Origin of the sequence: Georgenia sp. AZ-5 (assembly GCF_043952095.1) — a bacterium.
Classification (GTDB): Bacteria; Actinomycetota; Actinomycetes; order Actinomycetales; family Actinomycetaceae; genus Georgenia.
The window spans coordinates 312,199-336,102 of sequence record NZ_JBINOU010000001.1; the positions used below are offsets into that span (position 1 = coordinate 312,199).

25 protein-coding genes are annotated in these 23,904 nt (G+C 74.8%); 5 read left to right on the forward strand and 20 right to left on the reverse strand.

Annotation, left to right across the window (positions count from 1 at the left end; all coding sequences use genetic code 11):
* Positions 1-47: 47 nt before the first annotated feature.
* Positions 48-230 (forward strand): hypothetical protein, encoded by a 183-nt coding sequence (locus ACF0H8_RS01490; RefSeq protein WP_395287228.1) that lies wholly within the window; start codon positions 48-50, stop codon positions 228-230.
* A 434-nt stretch (positions 231-664) separates the two neighbouring features.
* Positions 665-880, forward strand: coding sequence for a hypothetical protein (locus ACF0H8_RS01495; RefSeq protein WP_395287229.1), 216 nt, complete (start codon positions 665-667; stop codon positions 878-880).
* A 115-nt stretch (positions 881-995) separates the two neighbouring features.
* On the opposite strand, the gene ACF0H8_RS01500 is transcribed toward ACF0H8_RS01495, so the two are convergent.
* The 3 genes from ACF0H8_RS01500 to ACF0H8_RS01510 are packed head-to-tail and all read right to left on the reverse strand — an operon-like array spanning position 996 to position 1,544.
* Positions 996-1,151: a hypothetical protein gene (locus ACF0H8_RS01500; RefSeq protein ID WP_395287230.1), complete on the reverse strand. Its 156-nt coding sequence runs from the start codon at positions 1,149-1,151 to the stop codon at positions 996-998.
* Between the two features lie 12 nt (positions 1,152-1,163).
* Entirely contained in the window at positions 1,164-1,322 is a 159-nt protein-coding gene (locus tag ACF0H8_RS01505) for a hypothetical protein (RefSeq protein WP_395287231.1), read from the reverse strand.
* A gap of 54 nt (positions 1,323-1,376) precedes the next feature.
* Positions 1,377-1,544 (reverse strand): hypothetical protein, encoded by a 168-nt coding sequence (locus ACF0H8_RS01510; protein WP_395287232.1) that lies wholly within the window; start codon positions 1,542-1,544, stop codon positions 1,377-1,379.
* Between the two features lie 309 nt (positions 1,545-1,853).
* On the opposite strand from ACF0H8_RS01510, the gene ACF0H8_RS01515 reads away from it, so the two are divergent.
* Both ACF0H8_RS01515 and ACF0H8_RS01520 read left to right on the forward strand, forming a co-directional pair.
* Positions 1,854-3,422, forward strand: coding sequence for an SIR2 family protein (locus ACF0H8_RS01515; protein ID WP_395287233.1), 1,569 nt, complete (start codon positions 1,854-1,856; stop codon positions 3,420-3,422).
* A 344-nt stretch (positions 3,423-3,766) separates the two neighbouring features.
* A complete protein-coding gene (locus ACF0H8_RS01520) occupies positions 3,767-4,807 on the forward strand; it encodes an esterase-like activity of phytase family protein (protein WP_395287234.1) in 1,041 nt (346 codons plus the stop codon).
* Positions 4,808-5,005: 198 nt separating this feature from the next.
* On the opposite strand, the gene ACF0H8_RS01525 is transcribed toward ACF0H8_RS01520, so the two are convergent.
* From ACF0H8_RS01525 to ACF0H8_RS01565, 9 genes are all read right to left on the reverse strand, one after another.
* Positions 5,006-5,890, reverse strand: coding sequence for a phytanoyl-CoA dioxygenase family protein (locus ACF0H8_RS01525; protein ID WP_395287235.1), 885 nt, complete (start codon positions 5,888-5,890; stop codon positions 5,006-5,008).
* 5 nt (positions 5,891-5,895) lie between these two features.
* Positions 5,896-6,918, reverse strand: coding sequence for a PspA/IM30 family protein (locus ACF0H8_RS01530; RefSeq protein WP_395287236.1), 1,023 nt, complete (start codon positions 6,916-6,918; stop codon positions 5,896-5,898).
* A 10-nt stretch (positions 6,919-6,928) separates the two neighbouring features.
* Positions 6,929-7,528, reverse strand: coding sequence for a hypothetical protein (locus tag ACF0H8_RS01535; protein ID WP_395287237.1), 600 nt, complete (start codon positions 7,526-7,528; stop codon positions 6,929-6,931).
* A gap of 190 nt (positions 7,529-7,718) precedes the next feature.
* Positions 7,719-8,465 carry a fumarylacetoacetate hydrolase family protein gene (locus tag ACF0H8_RS01540; protein ID WP_395287238.1) on the reverse strand — a complete coding sequence of 249 codons (747 nt, stop codon included), beginning with the start codon at positions 8,463-8,465 and terminating at the stop codon, positions 7,719-7,721.
* A gap of 12 nt (positions 8,466-8,477) precedes the next feature.
* A complete protein-coding gene (locus tag ACF0H8_RS01545) occupies positions 8,478-9,419 on the reverse strand; it encodes an NAD(P)-dependent oxidoreductase (RefSeq protein WP_395287239.1) in 942 nt (313 codons plus the stop codon).
* Between the two features lie 139 nt (positions 9,420-9,558).
* Positions 9,559-10,929, reverse strand: a complete 1,371-nt coding sequence (locus ACF0H8_RS01550) for an MFS transporter (RefSeq protein WP_395287240.1) — start codon at positions 10,927-10,929, stop codon at positions 9,559-9,561.
* Positions 10,930-11,053: 124 nt separating this feature from the next.
* Positions 11,054-12,130 (reverse strand): sugar kinase, encoded by a 1,077-nt coding sequence (locus tag ACF0H8_RS01555; protein ID WP_395287241.1) that lies wholly within the window; start codon positions 12,128-12,130, stop codon positions 11,054-11,056.
* An 11-nt stretch (positions 12,131-12,141) separates the two neighbouring features.
* Complete coding sequence (gene eda / locus ACF0H8_RS01560) at positions 12,142-12,768, reverse strand: bifunctional 4-hydroxy-2-oxoglutarate aldolase/2-dehydro-3-deoxy-phosphogluconate aldolase (protein WP_395287242.1); 627 nt, start codon at positions 12,766-12,768, stop codon at positions 12,142-12,144.
* A 357-nt stretch (positions 12,769-13,125) separates the two neighbouring features.
* On the reverse strand, positions 13,126-13,914 hold the full coding sequence (locus ACF0H8_RS01565) for an IclR family transcriptional regulator (protein ID WP_395287243.1): 789 nt from the start codon (positions 13,912-13,914) through the stop codon (positions 13,126-13,128).
* Between the two features lie 124 nt (positions 13,915-14,038).
* Between ACF0H8_RS01565 and ACF0H8_RS01570 the strand changes: the two genes are divergently transcribed.
* Positions 14,039-14,536, forward strand: a complete 498-nt coding sequence (locus ACF0H8_RS01570; RefSeq protein ID WP_395287244.1) for a hypothetical protein — start codon at positions 14,039-14,041, stop codon at positions 14,534-14,536.
* Positions 14,537-14,662: 126 nt separating this feature from the next.
* On the opposite strand, the gene ACF0H8_RS01575 is transcribed toward ACF0H8_RS01570, so the two are convergent.
* The 8 genes from ACF0H8_RS01575 to gudD form a co-directional block, all read right to left on the reverse strand.
* Positions 14,663-16,390: an FAD-dependent oxidoreductase gene (locus ACF0H8_RS01575; protein WP_395287245.1), complete on the reverse strand. Its 1,728-nt coding sequence runs from the start codon at positions 16,388-16,390 to the stop codon at positions 14,663-14,665.
* Between the two features lie 11 nt (positions 16,391-16,401).
* The gene (locus tag ACF0H8_RS01580; protein ID WP_395287246.1) at positions 16,402-17,295 is read right to left on the reverse strand and encodes a hypothetical protein; all 894 of its coding nucleotides are present in this window, start codon (positions 17,293-17,295) and stop codon (positions 16,402-16,404) included.
* A gap of 112 nt (positions 17,296-17,407) precedes the next feature.
* On the reverse strand, positions 17,408-18,868 hold the full coding sequence (locus ACF0H8_RS01585) for an FAD-binding oxidoreductase (RefSeq protein ID WP_395287247.1): 1,461 nt from the start codon (positions 18,866-18,868) through the stop codon (positions 17,408-17,410).
* Between the two features lie 10 nt (positions 18,869-18,878).
* On the reverse strand, positions 18,879-19,271 hold the full coding sequence (locus ACF0H8_RS01590; RefSeq protein WP_395287248.1) for a universal stress protein: 393 nt from the start codon (positions 19,269-19,271) through the stop codon (positions 18,879-18,881).
* Positions 19,272-19,297: 26 nt separating this feature from the next.
* Positions 19,298-20,818 carry a tripartite tricarboxylate transporter permease gene (locus ACF0H8_RS01595; RefSeq protein ID WP_395287249.1) on the reverse strand — a complete coding sequence of 507 codons (1,521 nt, stop codon included), beginning with the start codon at positions 20,816-20,818 and terminating at the stop codon, positions 19,298-19,300.
* A 55-nt stretch (positions 20,819-20,873) separates the two neighbouring features.
* Positions 20,874-21,419 (reverse strand): tripartite tricarboxylate transporter TctB family protein, encoded by a 546-nt coding sequence (locus tag ACF0H8_RS01600; RefSeq protein WP_395287250.1) that lies wholly within the window; start codon positions 21,417-21,419, stop codon positions 20,874-20,876.
* The gene (locus tag ACF0H8_RS01605) at positions 21,416-22,432 is read right to left on the reverse strand and encodes a Bug family tripartite tricarboxylate transporter substrate binding protein (RefSeq protein ID WP_395287251.1); all 1,017 of its coding nucleotides are present in this window, start codon (positions 22,430-22,432) and stop codon (positions 21,416-21,418) included. The genes ACF0H8_RS01600 and ACF0H8_RS01605 overlap by 4 nt, the downstream gene beginning before the upstream one ends.
* Before the next feature lie 101 nt (positions 22,433-22,533).
* On the reverse strand, positions 22,534-23,904 hold the full coding sequence (gudD, locus tag ACF0H8_RS01610) for a glucarate dehydratase (RefSeq protein ID WP_395287252.1): 1,371 nt from the start codon (positions 23,902-23,904) through the stop codon (positions 22,534-22,536).

The following is a 23,904-nucleotide window of genomic DNA, read 5'->3' on the forward strand; positions in this document are numbered from 1 at the left end:
CCGGATGATCGTCAGCGACCGAGCAGGATCGAGCGGAAGGCATGTTGATGGTGCTCCAGCACACACGGACCGAGACCACGGGCCGCGACGTCCAGCACTGCCGCGGGACGTACATCCTCCATCTGGACGGCAGCGTCGAGTGCACCGACCCCGGCTGCGAGACCGCGAACGAGGGCCACCCGCTCGTCACCTGGTGCACTGACGTCGAGCCGGCATGCGCTTGCGGCTGAGCGCCGGTCGCAGGACCTGAGCACACGAGAGACCTTGAGGAATGGGCCGTCCGCATGGCCCCACTGAGCTCGCGAGGAGGAACCCATGACCGACCGAAACGCCGCCGACGTCATCGCCGGGTGGCCGGAGGAGTCCCGTGAAGCGGCCCAGCTGGTCCTCGACGCCTACGGGGAGCCGCACGAGGTGACGGAGTCGCTGCTGATCTGGCACAACCCCGGCCCCTGGAAGCGCGTGGTGGCCTCCAGGGACTTCGACGAGCACCGGTTCCCCGCCCCGCACCACGACTCGGTGCAGTCGGTGATCGACTACCGCGTCCCGCCCGAGAAGGTCGGCGAGCTCGCCCGGTTCGACGGCAGCGTCGTGGTGGACCGGACGCGGGGAGAGGTCGGCGCGCTGCCACGACGAGGAGGCGAACAACCTCGCCCTCAACCTCATGCACGACATCGTGACCGGCGCCCGCACGGCGGAGGAGGCACGCAAGTACTACGCCGAGGAGTTCCTGGGCTACCGGCGCGGCGACCCGACCCCCTACATGGAGAAGCTGCGGGTCTCCCCGGGCACCGGCACCGCCGACCCGGACGAGGCGCTGCTCACCGACGCCGACCTCGAGCAGGCCGTGGAGGAGGGCCGCCGCAGGCAGGAGGCCTGACGTCGGCGTCGCCCGCGCTCAGCTGACCAGCACCTGCGTGGAGGACTCCCCACCTCCCGCCGTACGGCCTCCGCCTCGCCCACGCGGCTCGGCGCTTGGCCGCCGCCCGGCGCGGTCAGTGGGCGCGGAGGTACCGTGCGTAGGCGGGCAGCGTGCCGTCCAGGACGGGGATGGGGACCTCCACCACCTCCGCCGGGCCCACCCCGGCGACGGCGACGGTGGCCGGCAGCGTCGCGCCCGGCGGGGCGCCGAACGTCCCGACGGGGCGCACGTCAGTCCCTCATCACTTGTTGCCCGGCTCGTTGCGCCGGGTGTCGAACTCGGTGTGGCCGTTCGGGCACTTCGGGATGGTGTCCCCCCGTGTGACGTGGACCTTCTCGCCGCACGTCGCGCAGTAGAAGTCCCCCGTCTTCTGCGCCTTCTCGCCTGCGTGCGCGGCCATGGCGACCTCCCTCGCTCCCACCATGCGGGAGACCGGGCACCGACGCATCCGGGGCTAGCCGGCCAGCGCCGCCTGCCCCGCCGGCTCGGCCCGCCGGGCCTGCTGGTCGCCCTCGTCGAGGGTGTCGAACAGCAGGTTCAGGCCCTCCCCCATCGTCGGGTGGCTGAGCACGGCGTCGCGGACCTGCTGGTAGCGCAGGTGGCCGAGCATGGCCATCTGCACCGAGGGACTTGCCGGCCTTGCCGCCGCCCACGACGAGCAGGTCGACGTCCTCGATGTCCGCACCCATGGGGTACCTCCAATGCTCCGGGGCGCCGGTCCGGCGCTCTCCCAACGTTCTCTCCTGAGCGGGGGCGTCCGCCTCCGCGCCCCGGCATCCTGTGAGAAGGGGAACGGGAGGAGGAGACTCAGCCCCTGCTCGGCGGTGGCGAGGCGGCCGCACGCACGACGAGCGGGAACGAACCGCACGACGAGCGGGAACGAACCGCCCGGAGAGCCGAACCTGCGGCAGGCACCCTAGCCTCGGGTGCCATGAACACCGGGCACGTCTTCGTCATCCAAGGTCTCCTGGAGCACCTCGACTGCGACGCCGTCATCGTGCCGTCGGACGACCGGTTCGCCATCGAGCCGGCCTGGGACGACGTCATCGGCCGCTCCGGCGGCGCCGACGCCTCCGCCCTGCGTCCGGCGAACTGGGGCACCAAGCGCTACGGCCGGGCGCGGACCGGCGGGGAGTGCGCGCCGCCGCTGCCCATCTGGTTCATCGATGCCGTCTGGTACGAGGGGCAGGACGCCGCCACCGCCGCCCGCACGCTCGCGGACCGGCTCGCCGCCACGCTGCGCGAGGTCGCCGAGGCCGGGCTCGAGCCCAGCCACCAGCGCCCGCACCCGCTCGTGGCCCTGCCCGCGCTCGGCACCGGCGGCGGCGGCTTCGACGAGATCCGCGGGCGCCTCGTCGACCTGCTGCTGCAGACCTGCCAGGAGGTGGTGGCCAGCGCGGCGCTCGACGTCGCCGTCGTCGCCAAGCACCCGGCCGACTACTCCGCCTTCCAGGAGATCCGGCGCCGCCGTCCCACGCCCGAGCGGCACCTCAGCCCCGAGCTCCAGGACGTCGCTCAGCGCATCGCCGCCTCGGCCCGCGAGGGCGAGCTGGCCCTGTTCCTCGGAGCCGGCGTCGGCGTGGCCGCCGGGCTGCCGTCCTGGAACGAGCTGCTCCGCCGGCTCGAGCGCCGCACCGACGCACCCTTCGACGACCTCTCCCCGCTGGACCAGGCGGAGCTGCTGCGCCGGGAGCTCGGCGAGTCCTTCGGGCAGGAGGTGGCGGCGGAGCTCTCGGGCGCCGACCGCTACGCGCTGACCCACGCGTGCCTGGCCGCCCTCGGGTGCACCGAGGTCATCACCACCAACTACGACCACCTGTACGAGCTCGCCGCCGGCGACATGATGCGGGAGCCGGTGCCGGTGCTGCCCGGCGGCTCCGCGCGGCCCGGCCTGCCGTGGGTACTGAAGATGCACGGCGACCTCGACGCGCCGGAGACGATCGTCCTCTCCCGCAGCGACGTCGTCTCTTACGACGCGCTGGCCCGGCCGATGGGCTCGATGGTCCAGGCGCTGATGGTGATCCGGCACCTGCTGGTGGTGGGCACCTCGATGACCGACGACAACTTCCTGCGGCTGGCCCACGAGGTGACCTCCTTCCAGGACCGGCGGGCCCGGCGCGCCGGCTCCGGGCAGGAGGACGGCGCCTCGCTCATCGGCACGGTCGTCACGCTCTCGCCCAAGCCCGCGCAGGAGCGGCTGTGGCAGGGCCGGTTCCGGTACGTCGCCACCTCCGCCGACGGCGACAGCCAGCCGGGCGCCGCGCGGCGCCTGGCGATCTTCCTCGACCTGGTCGCGATGCTGGCGGCCGACCGGGAGGGCTACCTGCTCGACCCGCGGTACGACGAGATGCTCACCTCGGCGCCGGAGCGCCGGGCCGCCGAGCTGGCGCGCGAGCTGGCCGGGGCGGTCGCCGCCGTGCCGGAGGAGCACGCCGCCGCGTGGCGGGGCCTGCGCGAGCAGCTTCGGGCGCTCGGGGCCCGCGCGCCGGGGCCCGCGTGAGGGGCTGAGGAGTCACCGCCGGCGGGGACGCGCCGGAACTGTTCCCCCTCCGGACACCTCCGCGCCCGGACCCCGTCACCTCCGTGCGGTGGACTGCCGGCGCAACCACCAAGGGGGAGACATGCGCAGATCCACGCTCACGGGGGCCCTCGCCCTCGCCATCACCGCTGCCACCGCCACCGCCGGCCTCGCGGCCCAGCCGCCGCCGGCCCCGACGACGTGCGGCTCACCGGCCGCTCCGTCCTGCCGGCGGACACCTTCGTCCGGGGCAGCGAGCCCTCAGGCTCCTTCACCGGCAACCCCGAGGCCCCGTTTCCGGGCCAGCCGGTCCAGGCTTCTCCGCCGTGCACGCCCTCGGGGACGGCAGCCTCCTGGCGATGAGCGACAACGGCTTCGGCAACAAGCAGAACAGCCGGGACTTCCTGCTCGCCGTGCACCGGATCGCCCCGGACACCGGGAGCGGCGAGACCACCGTGCTGGACGGCGGGTTCAACCTCTCGGACCCCGAGGGCCACGTGCCGTGGACGATCTGGCGCGACGGCGGCTGCGCAGAGGCCGGTGACCTGCCCGCGGGCTACACCTGCCCCGACCCGGACCGGCTGCTGACCGGGTGGGACTTCGACATCGAGTCCATGCAGGTCGCGAAGGACGGCACCTTCTGGTTCGGGGACGAGTTCGGCCCGTTCCTGCTGCACACCGACGCCAAGGGCCGCCTGCTCGAGGCGCCGATCCCGACACCGGGCGTGGCGTCGCCGTCGAACCCGACCCTCGGTACGGCTGCGGCCACGCTGGCGAGCTCCAAGGGCTTCGAGGGCATGGCCGTCGGGCCGAACGGCCGCCACCTTTACCCGATGCTCGAGGGCGCGACGGAGGAGGACAAAGCCGCCGGCCGGGCCGCCGACCTGCGGATCTACGATGTCGCGCTGCACCCGGAGAAGGGCGCGGCGTTCACCGGTGACTACCTGCGGTACCGGATAGAGTCCGCCGAGCACGCGATCGGCGACCTCATCGCCGTCAACGCCCACCAGCTCCTTGTCATCGAGCGCGACAGCCTCGAGGGCGACGCCGCGCGGTTCAAGGCGATCTACCTGGTGGACACGCGCGACAGGGACGGCGACGGCTACGTCGAGAAGGAGCTGCTCGTGGATCTCCTCGCCGTGCCGGACCCCGACGGCGTCGGCGGCACGGGCGGGACGTTCGCCTTCCCGTTCTTCACGATCGAGGACGTCGAGATCCTCGACGAGCGGACCATCGCCGTGCTCAACGACAACAACTACCCCGACCACGGCGGCCGCGGCGACGACGTGCTGGACGCCAACGAGCTCATCACGATCGAGCTCGCCGAGCCGCTGCGCGTCGACCACCGGCTCCTGCCGCGCGGCTGACGGCGGCGGGCGCCCTCAGTGCGCCGCGGGGCGCTCACCGGGCGCCCCGGGTGCCGCCGCGAGGCTGCCGACCTCCGGGCGCCCACGGCGGGGTGACCGGATCACCGGGCGCCCCGGCGGGGCTGCCCGGACCACCGGGCGCGCCGCGGGGCGTTCACCGGCGAGCGTCGGGTGGCGATGGCACCCGCCGCCGTCGGCTCAGGCGTGCGGACCGCCCATCCGCAGCCCCTCGAAGCTGTGCTCGGTGCGGTGGGGCGGCAGGGTCGCCCTCGTCTCCGCGACGATCTCGGCGGAGACGTGACCGCGGAGGGTGGCCGGCAGCCGGTCGTGGTACTCCCGCGACATCCGGACCCGCGGCGGCACCCGGTCGGCCGGGTCGCGGAGACGGTCCGCGACGGCGCCGTCGTCCGGGGAGACGATCCCGACGATGGCCACGGGCCGCATCCGGGAGTGGATGCTCATCGCCGATCCGCGGTGCAGCATCAGGCCCGAGCGCACGGAGAAGTTGCCCATCCGGGCGTAGAAGGACTGCATGCGGGCCTCGAGCTCCCCCGCGCGTTCGGCGGGCGGGAACATCCCGTCGTCGAAGTCCGCGTCGTCCAGGTGGGTGCCGAGCACGGCCTGGAACGGCGCGTCGACGACGTCCATCGACGGCACGTTCACCGCGATCGACGTCAGGCGGCGGTGGCGGCGCGTGTACTCGGGCATGGGGAAGTCACGGTGCCAGGGCTGGTTCAGGGCGCCGGGCAGCGGGATGTCGCAGCCGAGCTCGACCACCTGCCACTCCGGACCGAACAGCTCCGCCGCCAGCGCGGTCAGGACCGGGTGCTGCACCAGGTCGAGCAACCCCCGCACCCGCTCGGCGTAGGGCTCGAAGTAGAAGCGGTTCCAGCCCCGGGGCGCCACGCCGTCGGGGCTCCGGAGCGCGTTCATGAACTCAGCGGAGAGGTCGTCGTCCAGAGCCGACGCCCACTCGCGCGGGAAGGCCCCGCGGACGACGGCGATGCCGTCCCGGTAGAGGGCGTCGCTGAGCTCAAGCGGATCGAAGCGGGGGGCCTGCTCGGTGCCGAGCACCGTTCCCATCGTGATCACCTGTCCACGCCGACGGCTGGCTCCAGCGTAGGCAGGTGCTCCGTCGGCGCTGAAGATCCGTGACCGAAACGCAACGCGCCGGGCGCCCGGCGTCGCGGGCCGCCCTGCCCGGGCGCACGCACGCCGCGGGACGGTAATTGTGAAACATTCGTCAGGCTATGCCTGACAGAGGTTCGCCAGAGACTTGGTCCGCACGGGTGCGCTCGATGGCGATCTGGGAGTGAGGTCCGGATGGCAGTCCTCGAGGGTGTGGTCCGGATGGTGGCCCTCAACGATGCGGTCCGCACGGCGGCCCCTGGCGGGTTCCCAGCGATCCGCCTCCCGGCGGCGACGGCGGGAGGCGGAGGCGTCAGCCGCCGATGCCCCCTGCGGCGCTCGGCGTCGGCCTGGTCGCGCTGAAGCTGCTCGAGCGCCTCGCGCACCTGCGGCGCGTCGGCGTCCGACCACGCCAGCTCCGCGTGCCCGGCCTCTGTGGCGGCGATGCGGCGGGCCTCACGCTCCGCCTGGAGCGCGGCCGTCCGGAGCGACTCCGCCTCCTGCCCGGAGGCGCGGGCGGCCTCCCGCACCTCGCGCGCGGCCCGGGCGGCGTCCTCGCCGGCGCGGAGCCGCGCGACGCGCACCCGTGACTCCTCCACCCGCTCCTCGACCCGCCCCAGCGAACGCTGCAGCCGGCGCACGTGCCCGTCGAGCGCCTCACGCTCGGCCTGCAGCTTCTCCCGGCGCTCGCGCGCGACGATCGCCCCCCGCAGGTGCTCCCGAGCGGCGGCGTCGTCGCCGCGGGCGACGGCCTCCTCGGCCTGCCGGCCCAGCCGCGCGATCTCGTCGGACTCCCGCACGGCGAGCAGCTCGACCCGGCGGCGCTGCGCGGCCAGGTCGGCCACGGCCCGGCGAGCGCCGTCCAGCCGGTCCTGCTGCGCCCGCTGCGCGGCTGCCAGCGCCTCGCGCGGGTCCTGCTTCGGCTCGCGAACGGCGTTCCGCCTGTCGCGCAGGAGCCGGCCGAGGCGGCTGGTGATCGACATGGCGCGCGCCTCAGCGGCCGGCGCCGTAGGACGTCCGGTAGGAGCGGCCCCACGCCTCCAGCGCGCCGGCCTCGACCGCGAGGTCGTCGGCGGCGCCGCGCAGCCGGACGGCGCCCACGCTCAGCCGGGCGTCGAGCACGGCGGCGCGCAGGCCCGCCGAGAGCCGGCCGTGCTCGGCCACGCGCGGGTCCAGCCCGGCCGAGAGCGAGCGCCGCAGCGCGGGGTCCGGCTCCCGCTCGGCGAGGCCCAGCTCGGCGTCCAGCGCCCTGGCGGCCTCCGCCAGCCGGTCGGCGACGGCGGACATCTCCCCGACCGGCCGGCCCGCGGCCGCCGCGCCGCCGAGCACGCGCGCGGTGGCCTCGACGGAGCGGTCGAGGATGAGACGCTGCCGCGCCAGGTGCCGGCTCGTGCGGTCCCCCGCCACCGACCGCAGCGCCAGCGTGCCGCGCCGGTAGGCCCGGGACCGGCGGACCCGGCGCACCAGCCACCACGTCACCAGCCCGGCGGCGAGGGCCAGGGCGAGGGTCACGGAGCCGACGACGAGCAGGACGGTGGTCAGCACGTCGGCGAGCTCGGCGGCAGCGCTTGCCTCGGCTGGGAGTGGTGTCACGGCAGGTCACTCTCTCGGTCGTCGGGGGCGGTGCCCTTCTCCCACTGTAGGTCTGACGAACGGCCGCCGCCCCAGGTTCCCGGGCGCCGTGACCTGCCAGCGGCGGGCTGCCCGTCCGCCCGCGGCGGGGCGCCAGCCGAGCCGCGGGCCGCCAGCCGAGCCGCGGGCCGCCAGCCGAGGCGCGGGCGGTCTACAGCGCCGCCCGCACCACCGGGTTCGTGAGCGTGCCGATCCCGGCGAGGGTGATCGCGGCGCGGTCCCCGGGCACGACGGTCGCGCCGGTGCCGGGCGCCCCGGTCAGGACCACGTCGCCGGGGCCGAGGTCCAGGTGCGCCGTGAGGTACACGAGCAGCTCGACGACATCGCGCGCGAGCCCGGAGGTGGAGCCGGCGGCTGCGACCTCGTCACCCACGCGGACCTCGATGGCGACGTCGCGCGGGTCCAGCTCGGTCTCGACCCAGGGCCCGAGAGGGGTGAAGCCGTCGCCGTTCTTGGACTGGGTCATCTTCTCGTCCAGCGCCACCTGGTCCACGGCCGTGACGTCGTTGCCCACCGTCCAGCCGAGCACGGCGTCCGGCACCTCCTCGGGCGCGAGGTTCCGGCACTGCCGCCGCACGACGACCGCCAGCTCGCCCTCGACCTTCACCTCGCCGCGGCGCGGGTCCAGGCGGATGGCGTCTCCGGGGCCGACGACGGTGCGGGCGGACTTCATGAACGCCTGCGGGGGGAGCTCGCGGTCGGCCGGGCCGGTGTTGTGCGCCATGCCGAGAACGACGCGCGGCTCGACCGGCGCGAGCAGGCGCGCGCCGTCCTGCGGGTGACGCTCGCCGGTGGGCACCAGCGGGCGGGCGAAGACGTCCTCCACGACGGCCCAGTCGGCGCCGTCGGCGACGGCGTGCCGGGGCCCGGCGGGGGTGGCGATGCGGGCGAGGCGCACGAGTTCTTCCTCTCAGCGCGCCACGACGTTGCGCAGCGGCTCGCCGTCGAGCAGGGCGGCGACGTTGTGGGCGACGAGCGCGTCGGCGCCGACCGGGCGGCCGCCGGCGGCGTGCGGGGTGATGAGCAGGTTCGGCACGTCCCACAGCGGCGAGGCGGCGGGCAGCGGCTCGACGACGGTGACGTCCAGCGCGGCGCCGGCGATCTCGCCGGCCGTGAGCGCGGCGGCGAGGGCGTCCTCGTCCACGGTGGTGCCGCGACCGACGTTGACCACGTGGGCGTGCGCGGGCAGCGCCGCCAGGCGGGTCGCGTCCAGCGCCCGCGCCGTCTCCGGCGTGGCGGGCAGGATCATGACGAGCACGTCGGTGCTTGCCAGCTCGGCGTCGAGGTCCGCCTCGGCGACGACGTCGAAGCCGGCGCGCCGTCCGGCGGTCCGGGCGACGCCGCGCACCTCGGCGCCGAGCTGGCGCAGCAGCGGCGCGAGGGTCTGGCCGATGTTGCCGAAGCCCCACACCAGCACGCGGGAGCCGATGAGCGTGGTGACCGCGCCGCGCGGGCGCAGCGGCTGGACGCCGCCGAGCTCCGGGGCCCAGCGGTGCTCCGCCTGGGCCGCGGCCGCCTGCGGCAGGCGCCGCAGCAGGGCGAGGGTGAGAGCCAGGGCGTGCTCGGTGACGGTGGCGTCGTGCAGGCCGGAGCCCGAGGTCACGACCACGTCGCCGGGGAAGCCGGCGGCGAGGACGGCGTCGGGCCCGGCCGCCAGGGTCTGCACCCAGCGCAGGTTGGGCATCCGGCCGGCCACCGCGGCCAGGTCCGCCCGGGAGCTGCCCCACACCACCAGCGCCTCGGCGTCGAGGTGCTCCTCGGGCACGGGGGCGGCGGCGTCGTAGACGACGGCGGTGACGCCCGCGGGCAGCGTGGGTGCCAGGGGCAGGGAGTCGGGCAGGAGGAGCTTCATGGGGTCCTTCTCTGGTTCGGGCGCCGACGGCCGGCGTGCTGGCAGGCTACGGCCGGCGCGGGCCCGGTTCGGGCCCGCGCCGGTCCGTGGTCGGGCGGCGGCGGTCAGGCGGCGGCGCCGTCGGGCGGAGCGCCCGCGGTCAGGCGGCGGCGACCTCGGCGGCCGCGCGGCGGCTGTCGAGCGCATCGGTCTCGACCCGCAGGTCGCGCCCGCGGGTCTCCGGGGAGAGCAGCGCGCCGACGATCGACAGGCCGATCATCGCCATCATGTAGATCGCCACCGGCCACCAGCTGCCCGACGCCCAGGTGATGAGCGCGGAGGAGACCAGCGGGGCGATGCCGCCGCCGAAGACCGAGGAGAACTCGCGGGCGAGCGAGATGCCGGCGTAGCGGTAGCGCGAGCCGAACATCTCGGCGTAGAAGGCGCCCTGGCTGCCCACGGTGGCGTACCCGGCCACCATGAAGCCGATGACGACCACGAGCCCGATGAGGAAGGGCTCCCTGGTGTCGATCATCATGAACGCGGGGATGGGGAAGAGGAACAGGAAGACCAGCACCGCGATGATGACCGGCTTGCGGCCCAGGGCGTCCGTGGCCCGGCCGGCCACGACCGCCGCGAGGCAGGCGCCGATGCCGCCGTAGAGGAGGATCTGCGGGATGAAGTCCGCCTCCACGCCCAGCCAGGTGACCAGGTAGCTGCCCATGAACACCTGGTAGATGTAGCTCTGCCCGTTGGAGCCCATGTTGATCAGGAACACGCGGATCAGGCTGGGGCGGCCGTTCTTCCACACGTCCTTGACCGGAGTGTCCTCGGCGCCGATGCGGGCCTTCTTGGTCTCCTGGAACACCGGGGACTCGTTGAGCTTGCGGCGCAGGACGTAGGCGGCGATCGTCACGAACGCCGAGGAGAAGAACACCAGGCGCCAGCCGTAGGACATCAGGGCCTCGTCGGAGAGGCGCTGGGCGAGGATCCACGCCACGGCACCCAGCACGGAGCCCAGCGCCGCGCCGACGAAGACCAGCGAGGAGTAGAAGCCGCGCTTGCTCCGGTGGGCGGTCTCGGCCAGCAGCGTCACGCCGCCGGCCTGCTCGGCGCCGGCGCCGAAGCCCTGCAGGAACCGGCAGACCACCAGCAGGATCGGGGCGAGGATGCCCACCTGGGAGTAGCTGGGCAGCAGGCCGATGCAGAAGGTCGCGATGCCCATGAGGAACAAGGTGGAGACCAGGACCCACTTGCGGCCCAGCCGGTCGCCGAACCGGGCGAAGAACAGGCCACCGAGCGGCCGCGCCGCGAAGCCGACGGCGTAGGCGCCGAGGGAGGCTATGACGCCGACCGCCGGGGAGACGTCCGGGAAGAACAGCGTGTTGAAGATGATGGCGGCGGCGGTACCGTAGATGACGAAGTCGTACTGCTCCAGCGCCGTGCCCACCAGGCCGGCGAAGGCGGCCCGGCGGACGTTCGCCTGGTCGACGGGCGGGTCGTCCGTCGCCGTCGCGTCGTGGGTGGTCATGCGTCCTCCTCGAGGAAGTGGGGACGAGGCTTCCTTGCTGCCCGTCCCGCGGTCGGTGATGTGTCGTGTGGTTCGTGGGGGCCGTGCGCCGGGGTCGGCACCGGCGGCCGCGGTGGCGCGGGGCTCAGCGCACGGCGTGGGCGGTGGCCCCGCCGGCGAGCGCGAGCACCTCGGCCTTGGTGGCCATCGAGGTGTCGCCCGGGGTGGTCATCGCCAGGGCGCCGTGGGCCGCGCCGTACTCGACGGCGGTGCGCAGGTCGGCGCCCTCCAGCAGGCCGTAGACCAGCCCGGAGGCCAGGCCGTCGCCGCCCCCGACGCGGTCGAGGATCTCCAGGCCGGGCCGGTCGGTGGCCCGCACGAGCCCGTCCTCGCGCGACCAGGCGAGGGCGCCGAAGTCGTTGACGGAGGCGGAGCGCACGGTGCGCACGGTGGTGGCCAGCACCTTGACGCCCGGGTGGGCGGCCACGGTGTGGTCGACCAGCGCCTGGACGCCGGCGTCGTCGAGCTCGGCCAGGGGTGTGTCGAGGTCGAGGTAGGCGGCGAAGTCGAGCAGCACGTCGACGTTGCCCAGGACCTCGCGGTTGACCGCCAGCGCGCGCGCCCGCCCGCCGCGGGTGGCCCACAGGCTGGGCCGGTAGTTGAAGTCGTAGGAGACGACCGTGCCGTGCCGCTTGGCGGCGGCGGTGGCGGCCAGCACCGTCTCGGCGGTGGTGTCGCTGAGCCCGGCGAAGATGCCGCCGGTGTGCAGCCAGCGCACGCCGAGCTCGCCGAAGAGGTGGTCCCAGTCCACGTCGTCGGGCGCGAGCTGGGACGCGGCGGTGTGGCCGCGGTCGGAGACGCCGACGGCGCCGCGCACGCCGAAGCCGCGCTCGGTGAAGTTCAGCCCGTTGCGGACGCGCCGGCCGATGCCGTCGTAGTCGGCCCAGCGAATCAGCGAGGTGTCGAGGCCGCCGGCGAGGACGAGGTCCTCGACGAGGCGGCCGACCTCGTTCTCGGCGAGGGCGGTGACGATTGCGCCGCGCAGGCCGAAGGTCTTGCGCAGGGCGCGCACGACGTTGTACTCGCCGCCGCCCTCCCAGGCGCGGAAGTGGCGTGCGGTGCGGATGCGGTCCTCGCCCGGGTCCAGGCGCAGCATGACCTCCCCGAGGGCGACCGCGTCGTAGCGGCACTCGGCGGCGGGGCGCAGGGTCAGGTTCGTCATCCCGGCGCTCCTCAGGCCCGCGCCGCGAGCGCGACGGCGTCGGTGGTGAGCCGGGTGATGCCGGCGAAGTCCCCGGCGGCGACGCGGTCCCGCGGCACCATCCACGAGCCGCCGACGGCGGCGACGGCGGGCACGCCGAGGTAGTCGTGGAGGTTGCCGGGCCCGATGCCGCCGGTGGGGATGAACCGCACCGCACCGAACGGCGCGGCGAGCGCCTTGATGGCGGCGGCGCCGCCGGAGGTCCCGGCCGGGAAGAACTTGACGGTGTCGAGCCCGAGCTCGAGGGCGGCGAGGACCTCCGTGGCGGTCACGGCGCCGGGCAGGGGCAGCACGCCGCGCTCCCGGCAGCGCTCGACCACGGCGCGGCTCAGGCCGGGCGAGACGACGAAGGCGGCGCCGGCGTCGACGGCCCGGTCCACCTGCTCGGGGGTGACGACGGTGCCGGCGCCGACCAGCACGTCGCCGCGCGCGGCCATCGCCGCGATGGCGTCGGCGGCCGCGTTCGTGCGGAACGTGACCTCGGCGACCGGCAGCCCGCCGGCGGCGAGCGCCGCGGCGAGCGGGTCGGCGTCGGCCGCGTCGTCGAGCACGACGACGGGCACGAGGCGTGAGGCGGAGAGGGCCGAGAGCGGGTCCACGGGATCCCATTTCGCTGATCGGAACGTCTGTGTCGTCTAGCGCAACGAGACTGCCACATGTGGCCCAAGCGACAAAATCGGGCGCCGCGTTGGCTCCGCACCCTCGCCGCCTTGCTGCTCGACCGCCCGGCACACCGCCCGCCGCCAAGACAGAGGCACCGCCCTCGGCGCGCGAGATCGTGCCACATCTGGTGCCCGTGTGACGGCCCGCGGCTCCGGAGTGCGCTGCACCTGTCCCACCGGCCCCAGTTGTGGCGCGATTCGCACGCGGCGCAGGTGCCCTCCGCGCAGCGCCGGCCGAACGCGGGGGCACGGAGCTGCGCGGACGCGATCTTTCGGCTGCGAGCGGCGAGGAACTCAGCGGGGCGGGCCCGAGGGCAGCTGGAGGCCGTTGGGAAGGAGCGGCGGCAGCACCGTCTGCATGCGCTGGTGCAGCCAGTCGATGCGCTCGGGCGTCATGCGCTCGGCGGGGGCGCTGACGCTCACGGCGGCGACCGCCGTCCCGCCGCGCAGCAGCGGGACGGCGACGCACGCGATGCCCGGCTCGTTCTCCTGCTCCTCCAGCGCGTAGCCGGTGGCCCGGGCCCGCTCGAGCACGTCCCAGACGTGCTCGGCGTCGACGTCGCGGTCGGTGGCGCGGACGTACGCGTCTAGCATCGCCCGCTCGGTGCCGCGGTAGGCCAGCAGCGCGCGGCCGAGGGCGGTGGTCACCGCGGGCATCCGCCGCCCGACGGCGGACCACACCCGGATGGCCCGGTCGGGCTCGACCTTGTCCAGGTACAGCACGTGGGCGCCGGTGAGGGACCCGAGGTGGACGAGCTCGTCGACCTCGGCGACGAGGGCGAGGAGCGCCGGGTGGACCAGCGCGGGGAGGTTCTCCTCGCCGAAGAACCGGTCGGCGAGGCCGGCGGCGGCGGGCCCGAGCAGGTAGTGGCCGGTGGCGAGGTCCTGGACGACGAAGTCGCGGTACTTCAGGGCGGCGAGCACGCGGTGGGCGGTCGTCTTGTTCAGCCGCAGCCGGGCGGCGAGGTCCGCCAGCGCGCAGCCGTCGGGCCCCACGAGCGCCAGCTCCTGCAGGACCAGGAGGGCGCGGTCGACCGCCTCCAGCGGCGATCCGGTGCGCCCGCCCGGCGCCGTCGTCCTCATGTGGCGAGCGTATGTCACGCCCGGCGCGCGGCTGGGCCGCCGGCCGCCCGGGCCCGGCCCGGCCCGCCGGGCCGCGAGGCTCCCCGCTTGGCACAATGGACCTCCCGACCAGGAGGAGCCGAACGTGTTCGACAAGCCCATCAGCGCCATCCCCGCGGCCCGGCTGCGGCGGGTCGACCGCTCCCGGAAGCCGCTCCTCCTGCCGGCCCTGGCGGGCCTCGGGCTGGTCCTCGCGGGTTGCTCGGACGGCCAGACGCCGAGCGTCGACGAGGTGCGCGAGTCGGTCTCCTCGGCGGTGGACCGGGCCCAGGGCAGCATCGAGGACGCGCGGGGGACCATCGGCGACCTCCGCGACCAGCTCGAGGGCATCACGTCGGAGGACGCCCGCGCGACCGTCGAGGACGCGGTGGACTCGGCGTCGGGCGCGGTGGACAAGGCCCGCGCCGCTCTCGAGGAGACCGACGGCGAGGCCGCCCGCCAGGAGGCCGAGCAGGCGCTGGCGGACGCGCGGGAGAAGCTGGAGAACGCCTCCTCCTCCGCCGAGGGGGCGACGCGCGACGGCCTGGAGTCCCTGCGGGGCACGATCGACGACCTCTCTGAGCAGCTGCAGAACCAGGGCTGAACGGGCTGCGCGCGAGCCGGGCGCCGGCCGTGTCGGGCCCGGCGCGCTCGCGCCGCAACTGACCGGCCGCGCCGCAACTGATCGCTCGCGACGTAACTGACCGCTCGCGCCAGCTGGGGGCGCGGGTCAGCCGAGCGTGGGGTGCTCCGCCAGGTACGCGTGCAGCACGCTGACCGCGAGCGCCCCCTCGCCGACGGCGGAGGCGACGCGCTTGACCGACCCGTGGCGCACGTCCCCGACGGCGAACACGCCCGGCATGGACGTCTCGAGCATGAGCGGGTTGCGGCTCTCGGGCCACCCGTGCCCGCCGTCGGCCATGACGTCCGGCCCGGTGAGCACGTAGCCGGCGGGGTCCCGCGCGACGTCCTCGCGCAGGCACTGCGAGTGAGGTTCGGCGCCGATGAGGACGAACAGCACCCCGGGGGCCCTCTCCTCGGCGCCCGTGCCCAGGTCGCGCAGCACGACGCTGCGCAGGAAGTCGTCGCCCTCCCCGCCGACGACCTCGGTGCGGTAGCGCATGTCGATGTTGGGGATCGCCTCGAGCTCCTTGATGAGGTACTCGGACATGGTCTCGACGAGCGAGGCCCGCCTTACCACCACGGTGACCTGGTCGGCGTACCGGGCCAGGTGGACGGCGGCCTGGCCGGCGGAGTTGCCGCCGCCGGCGACGAACACGCGCTGGCCGGTCATGGCGGCGGCCTCGGAGACGGTGGCGCCGTAGAAGACTCCCTTCCCCTGCAGGGCGTCGAGGGCGGGGATGCGCAGGCGCCGGTACGCCGCGCCGGTGGCCACCACGACCGCGCGGGCGCGCACCTCGGTGCCGTCCGTGAGCGCGACCCGGCACCAGCCGTTGTCGCGGCGCACGTCCCGGGCCGAGCGCAGGAAGTGGAAGCGGCAGCCGAAGGACCACGCCTGCTCGTAGGCCGCCACCGCGAGCCGGTCGCCCGAGATCCCGGCCGGGAAGCCGAGGTAGTTGCGGATCAGCGACGACGAGCCCGCCTGCCCGCCGGCGGCCTCCTGCTCGATGACGATGGTGCGCAGCCCCTCGGAGGCGGCGTACACGGCGGCGCCGAGGCCGGAGGGGCCGGCGCCGACGATGGCGACGTCGAACTCCTCGTCGGGGCGCACCGGCTCGAAGATGCCGAAGGCGTCGGCGAGCTCGAAGTCGCCGGGGTCCTGCAGCACCGGTTGCCCTGGCCGGAAGCGCAGCACCACCACGGGCAGCGCGGGGTCGGACAGGCCCAGGGAGTCCAGGAGCTTGCGGCCGGCCTCGGAGTCGTGGTCGTAGAAGCCGTGCGGGATGTGGTTGCGGGTGAACTGGTCGCGCAGCTGCTGCGAGCGCGGCGCCCAGTGCTCCCCGATCAGGCGCACGGCCTCGAAGCCGTGCCCGCGCCGGCTCGCCGACTCCTCGAGGAACTCGGTGACCGCCCGGTGGAACTGCTCGTCGCCGGGCACCTCCGGGCGGGGCAGGCGGCGGTCGACGGCGCCCAGGCCGATCGCCTCGAACAGCGGCCGGGCGACGTCCCAGTCCCCCCACCGCACCAGCGCCACGCGCAGCGCCGTGCGGTCCACCGGCGCGAGGCCGGTCAGCACCTCCAGCCCGTCGCCGTCCTCGCCGCCCACCCCGCCGATCACCAGGGCGACCGGTGCCGAGCGGGCGGCCATCTCCGTGAGGTCGGTGCACGCGGCCGCCATGCCCTCGTGCACGCGCACGTCGTAGTCGGCGAGGTATCGGCGGCGCAGCTCCTCACCCACCGGGCCGCGCACCGCGGCATCGCGGCTGACGAGCAGGATCACCGGCCGGCCGTCGCCGGTCGCCTCGTGGGTCGCCTCGTGGGAGGCTCGCCCGGTCACGACCGGGTCCCTCACGCCCGCCGGCGCCGGCGCTGCCCGGCGGGTTCCCGCGCTGCGGAGCGGGCCAGCAGGAAGCCGGCGGCCCCCGTGAGCGCCACCGCCGCGGCGGCGGCGAGGAAGCCGGTCCCCGCCGGGCGGGCCCAGTCGACGTCGCCCGCGAAGCGCAGCGCCACCACAAGCTGGCCGCCGCCGAAGACGGTGTAGGCGACGGCGTTGGTGCGCAGCCGGCGCAGGTCGTTCTCCGCCGTCACGAGCGCGGTGGCCAGGGCGTACGCGAGCAGCCAGGCGGCGACGGCCCTGGCGGTCAGCGGGGTCAGCGGCCACGGCCAGAGCCGCTCGGCGTTGGCGGGGGCGACGAACAGCAGCGCGCCGACGACGCCGATCACCAGCCCCTCGGCGGGCAGGGTGGCGCGCAGCCAGCCGGGCAGCGGCCAACCGGCCGGGCCGCGCGCAGGCGGCACCTCGGCCCGGCGGGTGCGGCGCGCCTCGGCGACCATGACGGCCGCCATCCCCACCGGCACGACGACGTAGACCACCAGCCACAGCCAGGCGGCGAAGCGGGCCAGCCCGCCCGGCGCCGCGAGATGGAAGCGGTCCAGGTGGACCAGCGTGGCGACCAGGGTGATGACCGTGAAGACGAGGATCGTGGCGAGCGGGACGCGGGCGTCACCCCACCGACCGCGCCGCAGGACCAGGACGTCGAGCACCGCGCCGGAGAGGAACCCCACGCCGAGGAACGCCGCCGTGGCGGGCGGCGCGATCGTCCACGCGAAGGTCTCGTCGGTGCGGTCGGGCGCCGGGAACAGCGCGAGGAACCCCAGGAGGGTGAGCGCGGTGAACACCACGAGCATCCAGCGCGTGGCGGGGAGGAGGGCGGCCGGGCCGTCCTTGTGCGTCCGGTCCATGGGGGCTCCGCCGTCGCCAGGTGGCGGCGCCCGCGCCGCCACGGTCCAGGCTACTCCGACGGCGACACGCGTCGAACTCCCTGCCGATGAGGCGCGGCACCTCCCACGGCGGTCATCTCGGCCCCTTCTCGACGGCGAGGAAGGAGTCGGGCGCGAGGATGCCGAGCGGGTCGAACGCGGCCTTGACGGCGCGCTGCAGGTCCAGCTGTCGCTCACCGAGCTCGGTCGTGAGCCAGGGCCGCTTGAGGGTGCCGACCCCGTGCTCTCCCGTGACCGTTCCACCGAGGTCCAGGGCCGTGCGGACCACCTGGTCCGCGGCCGCGTGGACGGCGGCGGGCGGCTCGGCCTCGCCCGGTCGCATCGGCCGGGACAGGCCGACGTGGAGGTTGCCGTCCCCGGCGTGCGCGACGCAGCCCACGTCCACCCGGTAGCGGGCGCCGATGTCCTCGATCGCGCCGATCATCTCCACCAGCCTCGAGCGCGGCACGGCGACGTCCTCGCCGAGGCGCCAGGCGTCGCGCCGGCTGCCACGCCCGGAGCGGCGCAGCTCGACGTAGTGCTCCGCCTCCGCGCCGTGCACCCGCCTGGCCGACACCCCCGCGGCGGCCACCACCCGCTCGAGCTCGGCCATCTCCGCGGCGGCCCCGTGCCCGTCCGTCTGGACCAGCAGCATCGCGCGCCCGCGGCTCGCCAGGTCCGTGCCGCGGTTGTCGTCGATGCTGCGCAGCGACGCCTCGTCGAGGAGCTCGACGGCGGAGGGCTGCACGTGCGCGCGGGTGATGGCCTCGACGGCCCCGCCGACCGCGGCGAGGGAGTCGGCGAACGCGACCATGGTCTCGGTGGCCACCGGCAGCGGGCGCAGCCGCAGCGTGGCGGAGACGACGACGCCGAGCGTGCCCTCGCTGCCCACCAGCAGGCCCACGAGGTCCAGGCCGGTGACGCCCTTGATGGTGCGGTGGCCCACCCGCATGAGCGTGCCGTCGGCCAGCACGACGTCAAGCGCGAGCACGGACTCGCGTGTCACGCCGTACTTGCAGCAGCGCAGCCCGCCGGCGTTGGTGGCGATGTTGCCGCCGATCGTGGAGTACTCCGCACTGGCCGGGTCCGGCGCGTAGCGCAGCCCGTGGGGCGTGACCGCGCGGTCGAGCGCGGCGGTGACCACGCCCGCCTCGACGACGGCGAGCTCGTCCTCCGGGCGGATCTCCAGGATCCGGTCCAGCGCCTCGGTCGTCAGCACGATGCCGCCGGGTGAGGCCGTGGCGCCGCCGGCGAGCCCGCTGCCGGCGCCCCGGACGACCACGGGTGCGCGCAGCGCGGTGGCGATCCGCATGACGGCCTGCACCTCAGGGACCGTCCGGGGCGCCGCGACCGCCGCCGGCGGCCCGGCCGGGAGCAGCCCGGAGGCGTCGCCGGCGTACGCCGCGAGCGTGTCGGCGTCCGCGCGCACCCGGTCGGCGGGGAGCTCCCGCCGGAGCGCGGCGAGCACGCGCGCCGCGCGGGGGTCGGGGGCGGCGCCGTCCCACCGGGGCCCGCCCCGCACCAGCACCGGCGTCGTGCCCGGGATCTGTGACATGTTCCGGGGGTCAGCCGTGCTTGACGGCGAGCACGGGGCACCGGGCGTCCAGCAGCAGCCGCTGGGCCGCGCTGCCGAGCAGGAACTTGCCCACGGGGCTACGGCGGCGCATCCCGATGACGAGCAGCTCGGCCCCGACCTCCTCGACGACGGCGAGGATCTGGTCGACCGGGTCGGCGTCGCCGTCGCCGCTGCGGATCTCGTGGTCCACGCCCCGCGCGGTGAGCCGCTCGGCGATGGCGGCGCGCTCCTCCTCCCCGAGCAGGTCGCCGTCCACGTAGGCGCCGGCGCGGGCGGCGTTGACGACGACGAGGCGGGAGCCGCGCCACACCGCTTCCTCGGCCGCCTCGTCGAGGGCGGCGCGGGCGGCGGGGGTGGGCACGAGCCCGACGACGATGGTCATGACTTCTCCTTGTGAGGTGGTGCCGGTCAGCGGCCGGCGTCGGCGGTGTCCTTCGGGGCGGCGGCCCGCCGGGCGCGCAGCGCCCGCACCCCGGGCAGCACCACCACGAGCACGAAGACGAGCGCCAGCAGCGCGCCGGAGATGGGCCGGGTGAAGAAGCTCGTCGCGTCCCCGCCGAACATGCGCATGGACTGGCGGAAGGAGGTCTCCAGCAGGCTGCCCAGCACGAACGCGAGGACCAGCGGGCCGGGCTCGAAGCCGAGCTTCTTCATGAGGTAGCCCAGCACCCCGAACGCGACGACGACGAGCATGTCGAAGGCGTTGTTGCGGACGGTGTAGACGCCGACCATCGCGATGAGCACGGTCAGCCCGGCGAGGACGTCGGTGCGGACCTTGAGGATCTTCACGAAGATCCCGATCAACGGGATGCTCAGGACCAGCAGGAAGATGTTGCCGATGTACATCGAGTTGATGACGCCCCAGAACACGTCGGGGTGCTCGGACATCAACAGCGGCCCGGGCGTGATGCCCTGCAGCAGCAGCGCACCGAAGAGCACCGCCATCGTCGCGTTCGCCGGCACGCCGAGGGTCAGCAGCGGGATGAAGGAGGAGGTCGCGGCGGCGTTGTTCGCCGTCTCCGGCCCGGCGACGCCCTCGATGGCTCCGCGTCCGAACCGCTCCGGGGTCTTCGACGTGCGTTTCTCCACGGCGTAGGACACCAGCGAGGACATCGCCGCGCCGCCGCCCGGGAGCACGCCGAGGAAGAAGCCGATCACCGAGCCGCGGGCGATGGCGCCCTTGGACTCCTTCACGTCCGCGCGGGTCGGCAGCGCCCGGCCAAAGGAGGGGACCGCGGCCTGCGGGCGGGCGCGGTGCTCGAGGTTGTAGAGCAGCTCGCCGACGCCGAAGAGGCCCATCGCGATGATGACGAAGTCGAAGCCGTCGGCGAGCTGGTCGCTGCCGAACGTGAACCGGTTGGCGCCCAGCAGGGGGTCGCGGCCCACCGTCGCGAGCAGCAGCCCGAGCGTCGCCGCGGCGGCGTTCTTCAGGGCCGACCCGTTGCCCAGGGTGGCCACCAGCAGGATGCCGAGCAGGGCGAGGACGGCGTACTCGGGCGGGCCGAACCTCAGCGCGAAGCCGGCGACGAGCGGCGCGACGAGCGTCAGGCCCAGGATCGCCACGGTGCCGCCGGCGAAGGAGCCGATGGCGGCGATGCCCAGCGCGGAACCGGCCCGCCCCTGTCGGGCCATCTTGTAGCCGTCGAGCGCGGTGACGACGCTCGAGGCCTCACCGGGCAGCTGGAGCAGCACCGAGGTGATCGTGCCGCCGTACTGGGCGCCGTAGAAGATGCCCGCGAGCATGATCACCGCCGTGGTGGGGTCCACGCTGTAGGTGACCGGCAGCAGGATCGAGATGGTGGCTGCGGAGCCGAGGCCGGGCAGCACGCCGATGAGCATGCCCACCGTCACGCCGATGAGGCAGAAGAGCAGGTTCTGCGGCTCGAAGACGACCGCGAACCCCTCCACCGCAGTCTGAATGATGTCCATGGGTTCCTCTTCTCGCCGGGCGGGGCGCTGACGCGCCGACCACCCGGGCGCGGTCTTACCAGGCGATGAGGTGCGGCAGGTTGACGCTCAGCGCGCCGACGAAGCCCAGGTGGAGGGCGGCGACCGCCCCGAGGGTGATCACGGCCGTCGACCGCCACGTCTCGCTGCCGATGACCTTCAGCCAGACGACGAGCAGCAGCGCGGTCGGGATCTCGAAGCCCACCAGCTCGAACAGCAGCCCGAAGGCCACCAGGCTCGCCGCGCCCAGGACCACGCCGACGGTGCCGCGGGTGAACCGCTCGGTGTCCGTGGTGGTCCGGGCGCGCAGCAGCAGCGCCAGGCCGGTGAGCGTCATGGCCACGCCCAGCACGAACGGCCACATGCCCGACCCCGGGTCGCCCAGCCGGCCGAGGCCGAGCTGCCACGACAGCGCGGTGCCCGCGGCACCGACGGCGACGACGGCGCCGGCCGCGACCGCGGCGAGCACCGTGCCGCCGGCCCGCAGCTGCTCGGGCTCGTCGGTGACCGGGGAGAGGAAGAGGTCCGGCTGGGCCGGCGACGCGAGGTCCGCGCCGCCGGCCGGGGAAGACGACGTCGTCACGACCCGCTCTTCAGGTCGATGCCGAGCTCGTCGACCAGGGTGGCGTACTGCTCCTTGGCCTCGGCGAGCGCCTCCTCGGCCTCCTCCGGGCCGACCTCCCAGCGGGAGGCGTAGTTCTCCTCCAGGAACTCCCCGTACGCCGGGTCCTCGAACGCCGTCGCGAAGGACTCCTCGAGGTGGCTGCGCACGTTGTCCGGCAGCCCGGCCGGGGCGGCGACGAAGCGCCGCTGCTCGACGACGACGTCGAAGCCCGCCTCGGTCGCGGTCGGGACGTCGGGCAGGTACTCGCTGCGCTCGGCGGCGAAGACGACCAGCGGGCGGAACTTGCCGGACTCGATGTGCGGCATGGCCTCGAGCAGCTGGGTGGAGACGGCGTCGACCTGGGAGCCGAGCAGCGCGGTGACCGCCGGGCCGCCGCCCTCGAACGGCACGGTGTTGTGCTCCACGCCGGACAGGGTGGTCAGCGCCGCCGCGGACAGGTGGCTGCCGCTGCCCACGCCGGTGTTGCCGTAGCTCAGGCCCGGGGTCGCCAGCAGATCGTCGATGGTCTGGTACGGCGAGGTCTCGGCGTTCACGACGAGGACGTAGTCCTCCTGCGTGACGCCGGTGACGATGTCCATGTCCTCGAGCTCGATCGGGTCCGCGTCGTCGACCGCGAGGGGCGTGATCGCCATGAGGCTCTGCGGGAGGAACACGAGGCTGTAGCCGTCGGCCTCGCGGCCGAGGACCTCCTTGCCACCGACGGCGCCGTTGGCGCCCTCGCGGTTGACCACGGGCATGGGCTGGCCCAGCGGCTCCTGGATGGCCTTGGCGAAGGCCCGGCCGATCAGGTCGGTGGCGCCGCCCGGGCTGAACGGCACGGTGAGCTCGACGGGCTCGGTGGGGTAGTCGGGGGCCTCCTCCTCGGCGCCGGCGCCGCCCTGCACGCCGCCGCACGCGGCGAGGACGAGGGCGGTGAGTCCGGCGAGGGCCGCGCCGACGGCGCGCTTGCGGCTGGTGGGGGTGCTCATCATGGGTTTCTCCCTGTACGACGGTGGACAGACAGTCGGTGCTGCTAGGTGCAGATGGTGGAGCCGGTCACGGAATACCGGACGGGACGATCACGATGTGGCCGTCACCGCGCGAGGCAGGGGCGTTTGGGGTCGAACGTCCAGTCGGGCACGAGGTACCGCATCGCGGTGGCGTCGTCCCGGGCGCCCAGGCCCTCGCGCAGGTACAGCTGGTGCGCCTGGGCGAGCGCGTCCTCGTCGAGCTCGACGCCCAGACCCGGACGGTCGGGCACGTCGATGGCGCCGCCAGAGATGGGCAGCGGCCGGGTCGTCAGGCGCTGGCCGTCCTGCCAGATCCAGTGGGTGTCGATCGCGGTGATGTCGCCGGGCGCGGCCGCGGCGACGTGGGTGAACATCGCCAGCGAGATGTCGAAGTGGTTGTTCGAGTGCGACCCCCAGGTCAGCCCCCACGCCTCGCAGAGCTGAGCGACCCGCACCGAGCCGCCCATGGTCCAGAAGTGAGGGTCGGCCAGCGGGATGTCGACGGCGCCGGAGACGATGGCGTGGCCCAGCTGGCGCCAGTCCGTGGCGATCATGTTCGTCGCGGTCCGCAGGCCGGTGGCGCGCCGGAACTCCGCCATGACCTCGCGGCCGGAGTAGCCGGCCTCCGCGCCGCAGGGGTCCTCGGCGTAGGCCAGGACGTCCCGCAGCCGGCGGCCGAGCCGCACCGCCTCGGCGAGGGACCAGGCGCCGTTCGGGTCCAGGGTGATCCGGGCGTCGGGGAACCGCTCGGCGAGGGCGGTGACGGCAGCGGCCTCCTCGTCGCCGGGCAGCACACCACCCTTGAGCTTGAAGTCGTGGAATCCGTAACGCTCCCGGGCCGCCTCGGCGAGCGCGACGACGGCCTCCGGCGTGAGGGCCTCGCGGTTGCGCAGCCGGAACCACGCGTCCTCGGCGTCGTCCTCCGTGCGGTAGGGCAGGTCGGCGCGGCGGGCGTCGCCGACGTAGAACAGGTAGCCCAGCACCGGCACCCGGGTGCGCTGCTGGCCCTCGCCGAGCAGCGCCGCCACCGGCACCTCGAGGAACTGCCCCAGCAGGTCCAGCATCGCCGCCTCGACGGCGGTGACGGCATGGACCGTGGTGCGCAGGTCGAAGGTCTGCAGCCCGCGGCCTGCGGCGTCGCGGTCGGCGAAGCGGCGCCGCATCTCCCCCAGCACGGCGTGGTAGTGGGCGACGGGGCGCCCGATCACGATCTCGGCCGCCTCCTCCAGCGTCTGGGTGATCGCCTGCCCGCCGGGCACCTCGCCCACGCCGGTGCGGCCGGCGGAGTCGGTCAGCACCACCACGTTGCGGGTGAAGAACGGCGCGTGTGCGCCGGAGAGGTTCAGCAGCATGCTGTCGCGCCCGGCGACCGGGACCACCCGCATGCCGGTGACCACCGGCGAGCCGGTCGCCGCCGCGCCCGCCGCTCGGGGGCCGGATGTCGTCGTTGTCAT